Annotated in this window: 12 protein-coding genes; all 12 read right to left on the bottom strand. The window is 31.7% G+C overall.

Translation table 11 applies throughout. The annotated features are described in order from the left end of the window. Window positions 1–75: 75 nt before the first annotated feature. Window positions 76–897 (bottom strand): SigB/SigF/SigG family RNA polymerase sigma factor, encoded by an 822-nt coding sequence (locus CLOST_RS00250; protein WP_013360237.1) that lies wholly within the window; start codon window positions 895–897, stop codon window positions 76–78. Continuing rightward, the gene (locus tag CLOST_RS00245; RefSeq protein ID WP_049779830.1) at window positions 897–1,286 is read right to left on the bottom strand and encodes an ATP-binding protein; all 390 of its coding nucleotides are present in this window, start codon (window positions 1,284–1,286) and stop codon (window positions 897–899) included. Before CLOST_RS00245 ends, CLOST_RS00250 begins: the two co-directional genes overlap by 1 nt. A 65-nt stretch (window positions 1,287–1,351) precedes the next feature. Beyond that, window positions 1,352–1,672, bottom strand: a complete 321-nt coding sequence (locus tag CLOST_RS00240) for an STAS domain-containing protein (RefSeq protein WP_013360235.1) — start codon at window positions 1,670–1,672, stop codon at window positions 1,352–1,354. A 2-nt stretch (window positions 1,673–1,674) separates the two neighbouring features. After that, entirely contained in the window at window positions 1,675–1,962 is a 288-nt protein-coding gene (locus CLOST_RS13320; protein ID WP_013360234.1) for a hypothetical protein, read from the bottom strand. A gap of 15 nt (window positions 1,963–1,977) precedes the next feature. Further along, window positions 1,978–2,277, bottom strand: coding sequence for a YtxH domain-containing protein (locus tag CLOST_RS00230; protein ID WP_013360233.1), 300 nt, complete (start codon window positions 2,275–2,277; stop codon window positions 1,978–1,980). Window positions 2,278–2,421: 144 nt separating this feature from the next. Further along, complete coding sequence (locus tag CLOST_RS00225) at window positions 2,422–3,639, bottom strand: EAL and HDOD domain-containing protein (protein WP_013360232.1); 1,218 nt, start codon at window positions 3,637–3,639, stop codon at window positions 2,422–2,424. 293 nt (window positions 3,640–3,932) lie between these two features. Next, window positions 3,933–6,386, bottom strand: coding sequence for a DNA gyrase subunit A (gene gyrA / locus CLOST_RS00220; protein ID WP_013360231.1), 2,454 nt, complete (start codon window positions 6,384–6,386; stop codon window positions 3,933–3,935). Between the two features lie 11 nt (window positions 6,387–6,397). After that, a complete protein-coding gene (gene gyrB / locus CLOST_RS00215) occupies window positions 6,398–8,323 on the bottom strand; it encodes a DNA topoisomerase (ATP-hydrolyzing) subunit B (RefSeq protein WP_013360230.1) in 1,926 nt (641 codons plus the stop codon). A gap of 9 nt (window positions 8,324–8,332) precedes the next feature. Then, window positions 8,333–9,418, bottom strand: a complete 1,086-nt coding sequence (gene recF, locus CLOST_RS00210; RefSeq protein ID WP_013360229.1) for a DNA replication/repair protein RecF — start codon at window positions 9,416–9,418, stop codon at window positions 8,333–8,335. A 12-nt stretch (window positions 9,419–9,430) separates the two neighbouring features. Further along, a complete protein-coding gene (locus CLOST_RS00205) occupies window positions 9,431–9,637 on the bottom strand; it encodes an RNA-binding S4 domain-containing protein (protein ID WP_013360228.1) in 207 nt (68 codons plus the stop codon). Window positions 9,638–9,765: 128 nt separating this feature from the next. After that, window positions 9,766–10,857, bottom strand: a complete 1,092-nt coding sequence (gene dnaN, locus CLOST_RS00200) for a DNA polymerase III subunit beta (protein ID WP_013360227.1) — start codon at window positions 10,855–10,857, stop codon at window positions 9,766–9,768. 197 nt (window positions 10,858–11,054) lie between these two features. Next, entirely contained in the window at window positions 11,055–12,377 is a 1,323-nt protein-coding gene (gene dnaA / locus CLOST_RS00195) for a chromosomal replication initiator protein DnaA (RefSeq protein ID WP_013360226.1), read from the bottom strand. Window positions 12,378–12,500 lie beyond the last annotated feature (123 nt).

The following is a 12,500-nucleotide window of genomic DNA, read 5'->3' as shown; positions in this document are numbered from 1 at the left end:
CAATAAAAAATCTGTAGCTAATAATATAAATAATATCGGCTACAGATGATTTATAATAAATAATTAAATTTTGATTTAATAGAGAGATTTTTCATAATCCTTTTTAAGCTTAGCTAATATTTTTTTCTCCATTCTCGAAACTGTCATCTGAGAAACACCTAAATCATTAGCTACATGCATTTGAGTTTTATTCTTAAAAAATCTATCTTTAATTATCTTTGTTTCAATTTCATTGAGTTTAGATAAGGCATTTTCTATAAAATCCTTGTTTTCTATCATATTAAAGCTTTTGTCTTCATCTCCAACTAAATCTAATAATAAAATATCTTTGTCATCACCTTCATTATCATAAGAAAGGTCGAGTGATTTCGGTTTGTATACATGAGAAGCTTCAATAGCCTCTAGTACTTCTTCTTCCGTACAATCTAAATATTTAGCAATATCTTCAATTTTGGGAACTCTATGAAGTTCTTGTTGGAGATAGGATTTAGCTGTATTTACTTTTTTTGAAAGCTCTTGAATTCTTCTAGGAACTCTAATAGACCAACCTTTATCTCTAAAATATTTTTTTATTTCTCCGATAATTGTAGGCGTAGCAAAGCTTGAAAATTCAAAACCTTTACTTACATCGAAACGTTCAATGGCAAATATCAAACCAAGTGAAGCAACTTGATAGATATCTTCATATTCTATTCCCTTATTTAAAAACTTTTTGGACAGAATCTCCGCAATATATAAATGTCTTTTTACTAGCTCATTTCTCAATTCTATAGCCTTGTTCTCGCTATATATGAGAAATAATTCTTTATCTGTAATATCCTTATATTTTGCTGAGCCTGCGTATGGCTTTTGGGAAGACTTAGATGACTTTGCCTTTTTTTGAGCAACATCTCCCATTAATTACCATCTCCTAGGAATTTTATCATTTTAATTTCTGTCCCTTGGCCTACACTTGATTTTAAAGTAACCTCATCCATCAAGCTCTTAATGATGAATATTCCCAAGCCTCCTTCTTCCTTTGGATCTTCTAAATCTGGCTCGTTTAAAGCATCTGTATTATAACCTTTACCATTATCCTTAATTGATACGGTAATTTTTTCTTCAAAAATATCAAAGCATACGTTAAAATCTTGATTTAATCCATGCTTGATAGCATTTGTACAGGCTTCTGCAACAGCAACCTTAATATCTTCTATCTCTTCTATATTAAATCCCATGCGATTTGCTATAGCAGATACTGTAAGTCTTACAACCCCTACATATTCAGGCTTGCTAGGAAGCGCCATACTTATAGAGTCATATGTCTCACCATTTGTCACTCCAAAATTATTTGAGTTAATTTCAACCAATTCTATCCCTCCAACTTAAAAATTTTATCTAGTCCTGTTATATTAAAAATTTTCTTAACGTTTGGCTTAGTTTCTCTTATATATATATCCTTGTCTTTTTGCTTTAATCTCTTAAGTGCACCTATCAAGACTCCTAGCCCTGCGGAATCTATGTATTCTAAATCAGATGCGTCTATATATACATCGCCTGTTTCTTCAGAAAGATAGATTTTTTGAAGTTCTTCTTTAAAGTTGTTTGAGGTATAGATATCTATTTCTCCACCTAGCTTTAAATTCCATATTTTCTTTTCTGCGTCAAAGCTGCTATTAATTACTACAGACATGCTTAATCCCTCCTGCTATCTTTGTTTTTTCCCAGACTAGAAATAATTTTTGCACTAGAAACAAGGCCTACTATCTTAGTAGCACTTCCTACTATAGTATCTACGCTTGTGGTAATACCAGCTACGCTTCCTATAATCTGTCCTATTTCGCTTAAATTATCATCAACTAAAAGTTCTACCTTCTTAACAGTATTATCTACATTTTTAATTGTAAATGCAAGATTTATGCATACTATTAAAAATCCAAGACCTATCATAACTATGCCTAATTCCCAAATCCTGAATTCCATTTTAGTTCCTCCTTCTTAATTAGTTTCTTTATTTATTTCTAAATTTATATCAACTGGAGGCTCTTCTTTATAAGTGAAATCCTTAGAAATTATTATTTCTTCTTCTGGTCTTTCTATATCCTCATCATGACGAAAATTTGAAATCCAACTGCATATATCTTCTTTTACGCCTTGTGAATCCGTTAATATATCCATAGTTTTTTCAAATAAGTTTTCTCTGAGCTCAACGCCTTTTTTCGGGGCAAATAATAAACCTGCTGCAGCTCCTAGTATACCTCCAAGTAAAAACATTCCCGCTTTACTTTGTTTTGACATATACTTATCCTCCTTTTATTTAACTATTATTTAATCAATATACAAAATATCTCAGATTAGAGCAAACTTTTTTATTTATACCCCATATATCTCAGGTTCTAAACATATTTTATTATTATTTACTGCAAATTTTTATTCTAAATTTTACTCTTTAATAAATTTTACTATATCATCAGTAGTTTTTACAGCTTGAATATAAATATCTGGTATATTTCTATAAATATTTAATAATTTTAGATCCTTGTCCATTTCTTCCCAGTTACCCATTTCATAATCCATAACAAGTTTGTATATAGGATAAAACTCACTTCTTGAATCCAATTTTATTGCTAATTTTATTTCATCAGATACATGAAGCTGAGAAAATATAGCATCTAGAGGTTTTTGAAGTAATACATCTATCATAGAAAATAATCCTACTAATGCTAGCTCATGTTTTTTTGATTTGTAAGATGATTTTTCTGCTAAAAGCTCCGCAAATTTAGACCTCAAAATAGAAAGCCTAAGAATCTCTGTAGGTTTTCCAAATGAAAGTTCTCCTATTAAAACAAGAGAAGCCCATTTTCTAAGCTCTGATATACCCATTAGACTTACGGCATGAGGAATAGAATTCACCTTTGAAGATAGTGAATAGGAATTTACTATTTTAAGTAGCTTATAGCTCATATCCAAATCACTTTCAATAATAGATGCAATAATTTTGTAATTTGGCTCTTCTTTATTTATTTCATTTGTAAGTTTAATATAGCTAATTTCAAGACTTTCAATCTTTTTACCCTGAACCATAATGGGTTTACTGAAAAAATATCCTTGAAAATAATCATAGCCTAAACTTACAGCATTGTTAAACTCATCTACATTCTCAATTTTTTCTGCTAAAAATTTTTTATTCCCATTAGAATATTTTTTGATAATTTTTTTTATATCTTCTTTTGAAGATAACATAAAATCAACTTTTATGATATCTACTATTTCAATAATTTCTTTATATGGATAATCTATAGTAAAATCGTCTAAGGCAAGGGTATAACCACTGTTTTTTAATTCTTTTAGTTTAGTCATAAAATTTTTATCAGGAATAACATCCTCTAATATCTCAACTACTATCTTACTTTTATCTAAAAGCAAGGGAACTTCATTTTTTATAAGAACCTTATCAAAATTTATAAAAGCTCTTTTGTCTTCCAATAGCATCTCTATTCCAAAATTAAAATAGCTATTTGACAGGAGTATTGAAGTTGCCTTTGTAGCACCTATCTCCGAATTAAAAAAATTTGCTGCACTATCTCTATACAAAAGCTCATAGGCTACTACTGCTTTGTTTCTATCAAAAATAGGCTGCCTAGCAACAAATACATCCATAGTTCCCCTCCGGTAATGTTATTATTATAAAACTATATGCCTAGTAATATTTACCCTTATTTTAACTTTATATTAACAGTAAATAAAGTTTTTTAAAACAGTTTCAAATTTAAAATCATATGTATTATATAACAGTAAAAACTCTAAAATTAATGCAATCAAGGAAAAATTCTGTATATTGACAAAAAAAAGCTAGAGCAATCGATAATGCTCTAGCTTTCACTTATTTTTATACACCAATGTTCTAGGACTCATTAGCAATTTGTATTGCTATAATTGGCATAGTTTTTTATTTAAATATTTTCATCCTCTTTTGGTACTACTATTCTAGCTAAGGCTACTACTAGAGAATTTTCATCAGTTCTCATAACCTTAACACCACTAGTTACTCTAGATAGTATGCTTATTTGGTTTACTGACATACGAATCAATGAGCCGTCAGAGTTTATTATCATTATTTCTTCGTCTTTATACACGGCTTTTGCTCCAACTAGAATTCCTGTTTTTTCAGAAATTTTATAAGTCTTAACACCTTTTCCACCTCTAGTTTGAAGTCTATAGTCTTTTGTATTAGTTCTTTTTCCATAGCCTTTTTCAGATATTACAAGTAATTGTTTGTTTGGATCCACTAATTCCATAGCTACTACTTCATCATCAGGAGCTAATCTTATAGCACGAACACCCATAGCTGCTCTTCCCATATCTCTTACTTGTTTTTCATCAAAGGATATAGCCATACCTTTTTTTGTAACGATAATAAAGTCTTGCTCACCATCTGTTGTTTTAACATTGATAAGCTCGTCATCTTCTCTAAGAGATATAGCAATAAGACCATTTCTAGTGCTTTTTCTAAATTCAGATATCTGAGTTTTCTTTATTACACCTTTTTTAGTACACATAACTAAATAGTTTTCAGCTGGAACGTCTCTTATTGAAATAAACGATGTTACTTTTTCATTTTTCTCAAGAGGTATCAGATTCACTATATTTGTGCCTTTTGCTATTCTTCCTGACTGAGGAATTTCATAAGCATTTAGTCTGTATATTCTTCCTCTATTAGTTAAAAATAGTATTAAAGAGTGATTTGTAGTCAAAAGCAATTTCTCTACAAAGTCATCATCTCTTGTAGTCATAGAGGTAATACCTTTTCCACCTCTTCTTTGAGCTTTATAAGTATCCATAGGGATACGTTTGATATAGCCATAATGTGTAAAGGTAACTGTTACCTCTTCATCTGGTATAGTATCTAGTATATTAATTTCATCAGCAGCCTCAGTGATTTCAGTTCTTCTTTTATCTCCGTGCTTTTCTCTGATTTTAAGCATCTCGTCTTTAATAATCCCAAGCAGTATGCTTTGATCTTGAAGTATAGATTCATAATAAGCTATATTTTTCATAAGCTCAGCAAATTCTTCTTCAATTTTACCACGCTCTAAGCCTGTAAGTCTTTGAAGTCTCATATCGAGTATAGCTTGAGATTGGATATCTGATAGACCAAATTCTTCTGTCAACTTTTCTTTAGCTATACTTCCATTGTCAGAACCTCTTATTATTTTGATTACTCTATCTATATTGTCAAGAGCAATAATAAGTCCTTCTAGTATATGGGCTCTTTCTTTAGCTTTTCTAAGGTCATACTCAGTTCTTCTTCTAACTACGTTCTTTTGATGATTTAAGTAATGAACTAGCATATCTCTTATATTTAGTACCTTAGGCTCGCCATTTACAAGTGATAGCATGATAATAGAAAACACATCTTGAAGCTGAGAATGTTTGTATAGATTGTTTAAAACAATATTAGGATTTACATCACGTCTTACCTCTATTACTATTCTTATTCCATCTCTATTACTTTCATCTCTTAAATCAGTTATGCCTTCTATGCGCTTATCTTTAACTAAATCAGCTATTTTTTCAATCATTCTAGCTTTATTTACTTGGTACGGAATTTCAGTTACTATTATTTGACTTTTGCCGTTAGGAAGTTCTTCTATATCGGCTTTTGATCTAACTGTTACCTTACCTCTTCCAGTCATATAAGCATCTCTTATTGAGCCTTTGCCCATAATAGTTGCTCCTGTTGGGAAGTCTGGCCCTTTAATATGCTTCATCATGTCTTCAACAGTTGCTTCTTCATTGTCAATTAGCTCTACTACTGCATCTATTACCTCTCTAAGATTGTGAGGAGGAATAGATGTAGCCATACCAACTGCTATACCATTTGAACCATTTACAAGTAGATTTGGGTATCTAGCAGGAAGCACTGATGGCTCTTTCAATCTCTCATCGTAGTTAAGAGTAAAATCCACTGTTTCTTTATCTATGTCTTTTAATAGCTCTAAAGTAAGCTTTTGCATTTTTGCCTCAGTATAACGCATTGCTGCTGCTGAGTCTCCATCTATAGAACCAAAGTTACCGTGTCCATTTACAAGAGGGTATCTAGTTGAAAAATCTTGAGCTAGCTTTACCATTGCATCATAAACAGCAGTATCACCGTGAGGGTGGTACTTACCTAGTACATCTCCGACAACAGTAGCTGACTTTCTATAGGATTTTTCTGGAACAAGACCTAAATCATTCATAGCAAAAAGTATTCTTCTATGAACAGGCTTTAGACCATCTCTAACATCTGGAAGAGCTCTTCCTACTATTACGCTCATAGCATAATCTATGTAGGATTTTCGCATCTCGTCTTCTATTTCAATATCTACAATTTTATCTATCATTTCATTTTTTTCTTCACTCATCGTCTATCCTCCTATACATCTAGATTCTTAACATATTTAGCATTTTCTTGGATAAAGTTTCTTCTAGGCTCAACTTTATCTCCCATAAGCATGCTAAATATATCATCTGCCATAGATGCATCCTCTATAGTAACTCTAAGAAGAGTTCGTGTAGCAGGATTCATAGTAGTATCCCAAAGCTGCTCCGCGTTCATCTCTCCAAGACCTTTGTATCTTTGAAGCTCTACTTGATTACTTCTTCCAATTTCCTCAAGTCTTTCATTTAATTCCTTGTCACTATATACATATTCTTCTCTTCTTCCTTTTTTTATTCTAAACAAAGGTGGTTGAGCTATATATACATAGCCTTTTTCTATAAGAGGTCTCATATATCTGAAGAAGAAAGTAAGAATAAGAGTTCTAATGTGAGCACCATCTACGTCGGCATCCGTCATTATAACTATTTTGTGATATCTAAGCTTCTCTTCATCAAACTCATTGCTTATACCACAGCCAAAAGCTGTAATCATGTTACGTATTTCATCTGAGCTAAGGATTCTATCTAATCTTGATTTCTCAACATTTAGTATCTTACCTCTAAGAGGAAGTATAGCTTGAGTTTTTCTGTCTCTTCCCTGCTTTGCAGAGCCTCCCGCAGAGTCTCCCTCTACTAGATATATCTCAGATTTTACAGGGTCTTTTTCTGCACAGTCAGCTAGCTTTCCAGGAAGAGATGTACTTTCTAGCACACTTTTTCTTCTAGTAAGCTCTCTAGCTTTTTTAGCTGCTTCCCTTGCTCTTTGAGCACGAAGAGCTTTGTCTACGATAATACGAGCACTAGCTGGATTTTCATCCAAAAATATCGTAATATTATCTCCTGAAATAGTCTCTACTGCAGATCTAGCTTGAGGATTACCAAGCTTTGTCTTAGTCTGTCCTTCATATTGAGGATCAGGTAGTTTGATTGAAACTACAGCAGTAAGGCCTTCTCTTATATCCTCACCCATAAGGTTATCTTCTTTAGATTTTAAGAAATTGCTCTTTTTTGCATAGTCATTAATTACACGAGTAAGAGCAGTCTTAAAGCCTGTAAGGTGCATACCACCTTCATGAGTATTTATATTATTAGCAAAAGAATATACATTCTCTACATATGCATCAGTGTACTGCATTGCAATTTCAACAGTATAATCGCCTTGCTTTTTTTCAAAATAAATTACATCATCGTGAATAGGTGACTTATTTTTATTTATATATCTTACAAACTCAACTAATCCACCTGTATAATGAAATTCCTTCACTTTTTGAAGGTCTTCTCTTTTATCTTCCAATGTTATATGGATGCCTTTATTTAAAAATGCAAGCTCACGAAGTCTATGCTCTAAGGTGTCGTATTTATATTGAGTCTCTTCAAATACTGCATCATCAGGCATGAATCTAACACAGGTACCTCTTTCAGTAGTCTCTCCTACTATCTCAAGCTCTGTCTGAGGAACTCCATAAGCAAATTCTTGTCTGTATATTTTTCCATTTATTTTTACTTCTACAATAAGCTCTTTAGATAGAGCATTTACAACAGATACCCCAACTCCGTGAAGTCCTCCTGATACCTTATAGCCTCCAGCACCGAATTTTCCTCCAGCATGAAGTACTGTAAGTACAGTTTCTACCGTACTTTTTCCAGTCTTAGGATGGATTTCTACTGGTATACCTCTTCCGTTATCCTTAACTGTAATACCATTATCAGGGTCAATAGATACGTATATCTTGTCACAGTGACCTGCAAGAGCCTCATCAATAGCATTGTCTACTACTTCATAAACCAAGTGATGTAGCCCTCTTGAACCAGTCGAGCCTATGTACATACCAGGTCTCTTTCTTACAGGATCCAGACCTTCAAGTACCTGTATCTGCTCGGCACCATAGGCGTGATTTACTTTGTTTTCATTTGTTTCCATACTAACCTCCTAAAGCAAACTTACCTTCGCATTTTCAATGAGATAGGTTTTTACTTCTTTATTAAAATCAATAGCTTCAGTTGTAGTTACAAAAGTTTGAATCTCACTTAAGCTATCTATAAGCATTTTTTGACGTGATATATCAAGTTCACTAAATATATCATCGAGAAGTACCACAGGATATTCATTTTTTTCTTCGAAAATCAGCTGAATCTCAGAAAGCTTTAAAGATATGGCAGCGCTTCTTTTTTGACCTTGAGAACCAAAGCTTCTAAGATCCATATCGCCTAAATATATCCCTATATCATCCTTATGGGGTCCTGACGTAGTAGTTCTTCTTCTGATATCTTCAGCTCTGCTTGTTTTAAATTTATTGAAAATATATGAACTGTCAAATTCTATTTCACTACTTGCAGTTATATTAGGTAAATACTTTATATTTAATTTTTCTTTACCTGAGGAAATTCTATAATGATTTGCACTTGCTATAGGCGTAATATTATCTATAAATTCTTTCCTATAAGCCATTATCTTTTGAGATACTATAGCTAGCTGCTCATCATATACATCCAGCAAATTTTCATCTATCTTGGTATTTTTGAGAAGATTGTTTCTTTGAACCAAAATCTTCTGATACTTATGAATAAGTGAATAGTAATTTGGACGAAGCTGGGATATTTCTCTATCCATAAAGCCTCTTCTTTCTTTTGGTCCTTCTCTTACAAGCTTTAAATCCTCAGGAGAAAAAATTACTATATTAATTATTCCAAGCAGGTCAGTTAATTTTTCTATAGGAATAGAATTAATCTTAACTGCTTTTTTTATATCCTTACCTAGCTTAATCTCTATTTTATAATTTCTGCCCATAGCTGTAATCTCAGAGCTTATGTAGGTATTTAGGGCATCGAACATCATCATTTCTTTATCTTTGTTAGTTCTAAATGATCTTCCTAGAGAAAGCATATATATGGCTTCTATCAAATTAGTTTTTCCTTGTCCATTTTTACCTATTATAAGATTGAGATTTTCGGAAAAATTTGCTTCCGCTTTGGAATAATTTCTAAAATTAGATAAAGTGATGTTGTTAATAAGCATAATTGACCTCTTTTATATAACTTTATAGCTTCTATTTTCTACACTAACTATATCTCCAGGCCTAATTTTTTTTCCACGCTGAATTTCTACTACCCCGTTTAATTTAACTTCTGAGGCAAGTACCATTACTTTAGCTTCTCCACCACTAGCAGCTTCATTAACTAGCTTTAAAAATTGATCTAGCTTTATATACTCAGTGTATAATTTAATCTCTTTCATTACAATTCCTCCTTTTAAAGCCATCTTAATATTATAACACAACTATAGTAATCTTATAAGTATATTAACAATAAAAAAAATCCAGGTATTAATCTGGATTTTTCATATGCTTTAGCCTAATTTTAGGACTAGATTCTCACAGGAAGAAGCAGATAGGTATAGCTGTCATCATCATAAGGCTTTAATATACACGGACTTACATTAGTATTTAATTCCAAGCTTATATATTCTTCATCTATAGTTTTTAAAGCATCCATAAAGTATTTAGCATTAAAAGCTATCTCTAGATTACTACCTTCAAGCTCAATAAATATATTTTCTTCCAAATTTCCAATTTCATCGTTTTTTGAAGAAATCTTTAAATTATCATCAGATATGTCTATCTTTATAAGATTGTTCTTAGCAACTAGGCAAGCTCTATCTAGAGCATAAAGAAAATCTTTAGTATGAATTTTAAGCTTAGTGCTGAATTCCTTTGGAATTATTTGGGAATAATTTATAAATTCGCCTTCAAGCAATCTCGTAGTTAGAATTGTTTCCCCTATTATAAAAGATGCATGCTTTTCATCAAAGCCCAGCTTTATTTTATCCACACTAGGTGGAATCATACGACTTATATCCACAAGAGTTTTGCCTGGTACTATGATTTTTGAATCAGTTACAAAATTATCGTCTTTTATATATTTTATAGCTAGTCTAAATCCATCTATAGCAACCATATTAATACTGTTATTTTTAAATTCAATCAGCTCTCCCATAAGAAGAGGCTTAGTTTCGTCTAGAGATACAGCAAATGAAGTTTTTCTAACCATTTCTTTAAAAATATCACTTGAAATCTCTTTATAGTAGTTTTCTTCTATAGAAACAGGAATAGGAAAATCCTCCCCACTAAAGCCTTTGATATTAAATTCTAAAGAAGTTGAGCTTATTTTTACTATATGAGTCTCGTCTACATCTAAACAAACATCTGATGAAGGAAGTTTTCTTACTATATCAGAAATAATCTTTGCATCGATTACTACCTTTCCTTCTCTTTGAATATCAGCATCTATAACTGTCTGAACTCCTATTTCAAGATTGTTAGAAGTAAGCATAAGCTTTCCTTCATAGGTTTCAAACAAAATACCTTTTAATATCTCTATGGTATTTTTATTAGACACTCCTTTTAATGTCATGTTTATTGCACTTTGCAGTTCGTTTTGATTCACTGTTATTTTCACGATTTGCCTCCTATAAATATATATAATTAATTACAAAAAATATAGTAGTAATAGTAATAGGGAGTGTTAATTTGTGGATAAGTACATACACTTTAATATTAAAAGCAGCTACAAAAATGTATAACCCTGTGGATAAGTTTCAATAAAGAAAGGAATAACTTGAATAAACAAATTACTCCTTTATCAGCTTTTTGGAACTAATTTTTCAGGTCAGTTATTATTCTATTGATTTTATTTTTTATATCTTCATCTTTTTCTATATCTGAAGCTACCTTGTCACATGCGTGAATTACTGTTGTATGATCTCTTCCACCAAATTCTTCTCCTATTTTAGGAAGAGACATATCAGTGAGCTCTCTACACAGGTACATAGCTATCTGTCTAGGATATGCAATGGCTCTGGTTCTTTTCTTAGACTGGAAGTCTTCCATTTTCACAGAAAATATCTGAGCTACCTTTTCTTTAATAGCTGAGGAATTAAGCTCATTATTTGCTGAGGATTGAAAAATATCCTTAAGTGCTTCACAAGCAAGCTCATAGGTTATTTCTTCCTTAGTAAGATCAGAATATGCTATTACTCTAACAAGTGCTCCTTCTAATTCTCTTATGTTTGATTTTATATTTTTAGCTATATGAACCATTACCTCATTAGGAATATCTCTATTTTCAACTTGGGCTTTTTTTCTAAGTATAGCTATTCTAGTTTCAAAATCAGGTGGCTGAATATCAGCGATAAGACCCATCTCAAATCTAGATCTAAGCCTATCCTCAAGAGTAGGAATCTCTTTTGGAGTTCTATCACTTGAAATTATAATTTGCTTATTTGCATCATGAAGAGCATTAAATGTATGGAAAAATTCCTCCTGAGTACGCTCTTTACCAGCTATGAACTGGATATCATCTACTAAAATAACATCTACATTTCTATATTTATTTCTAAAGGCTTCATTTTTATCGTCCTTAATAGAGTTTATTAGCTCATTAGTAAAGGTCTCAGATGATAAATAAAGAATTTTTGAATTCTTATTATTACTCACTATATAATGCCCTATAGCATGCATAAGGTGAGTTTTACCTAGTCCTACTCCTCCATATATAAAGAGAGGATTGTAGGCTTTAGCGGGAGATTCAGCTACTGCAACGCAGGCAGCATGAGCGAATCTATTGCTGTTTCCTATAACAAAGGTATCAAATGTATATTTTGGATTAAGACTGTAAGAGCGAATGTCTTTGCCATTATCAGAGTCAGAATCTGAATACATATCTGTAATTTCTTCTAAATCCAATATGATTTGAATTTCATATGAAGTAGAGCTTATATCTTTCGCTATATTATGTAGGTTGTTGAGATGATTGTTTTCAATTACTTCTTTAATAAAGTAATTAGGTGCTAAAAGAATAAGCTTGTTTTTTCTGACAGTTACAGGCTCAATACTTGAAAAAAATGACTCATAGAATTGTTTTGTTATATGAGTCTTGTATACATTTAAAATCTTTTCCCATAAAGAAGCAGCATCCATAAAAAAGTTCCTCCAAAGTAATCAACAAATTAATCCACAGCTAGCAATTTAATTATAATATAAAATCTGCTGTGGAAAATAATCTTATTAATAATTGTATAACAAAAAATCTCAGTGGATAAA

It is taken from the genome of Acetoanaerobium sticklandii, assembly GCF_000196455.1.
Lineage (GTDB): Bacteria > Bacillota > Clostridia > Peptostreptococcales > Filifactoraceae > Acetoanaerobium > Acetoanaerobium sticklandii.
This window is presented reverse-complemented; position numbering and strand designations above follow the sequence as displayed.

Excerpts from the sequence above, each read along its gene's own strand:
- CLOST_RS00240 (WP_013360235.1), bottom strand. The coding sequence starts at position 1,672 with ATGTCTGTAGTAATTAATAGCAGCTTTGACGCAGAAAAGAAAATATGG.
- CLOST_RS13320 (WP_013360234.1), bottom strand. The coding sequence starts at position 1,962 with ATGGAATTCAGGATTTGGGAATTAGGCATAGTTATGATAGGTCTTGGA.
- CLOST_RS00205 (WP_013360228.1), bottom strand. The coding sequence starts at position 9,637 with ATGAAAGAGATTAAATTATACACTGAGTATATAAAGCTAGATCAATTT.
- CLOST_RS00250 (WP_013360237.1), bottom strand. The coding sequence starts at position 897 with ATGGGAGATGTTGCTCAAAAAAAGGCAAAGTCATCTAAGTCTTCCCAA.
- CLOST_RS00245 (WP_049779830.1), bottom strand. The coding sequence starts at position 1,286 with ATGGCGCTTCCTAGCAAGCCTGAATATGTAGGGGTTGTAAGACTTACA.
- CLOST_RS00230 (WP_013360233.1), bottom strand. The coding sequence starts at position 2,277 with ATGTCAAAACAAAGTAAAGCGGGAATGTTTTTACTTGGAGGTATACTA.
- CLOST_RS00225 (WP_013360232.1), bottom strand. The coding sequence starts at position 3,639 with ATGGATGTATTTGTTGCTAGGCAGCCTATTTTTGATAGAAACAAAGCA.
- gyrA (WP_013360231.1), bottom strand. The coding sequence starts at position 6,386 with ATGAGTGAAGAAAAAAATGAAATGATAGATAAAATTGTAGATATTGAA.
- recF (WP_013360229.1), bottom strand. The coding sequence starts at position 9,418 with ATGCTTATTAACAACATCACTTTATCTAATTTTAGAAATTATTCCAAA.
- dnaA (WP_013360226.1), bottom strand. The coding sequence starts at position 12,377 with ATGGATGCTGCTTCTTTATGGGAAAAGATTTTAAATGTATACAAGACT.
- gyrB (WP_013360230.1), bottom strand. The coding sequence starts at position 8,323 with ATGGAAACAAATGAAAACAAAGTAAATCACGCCTATGGTGCCGAGCAG.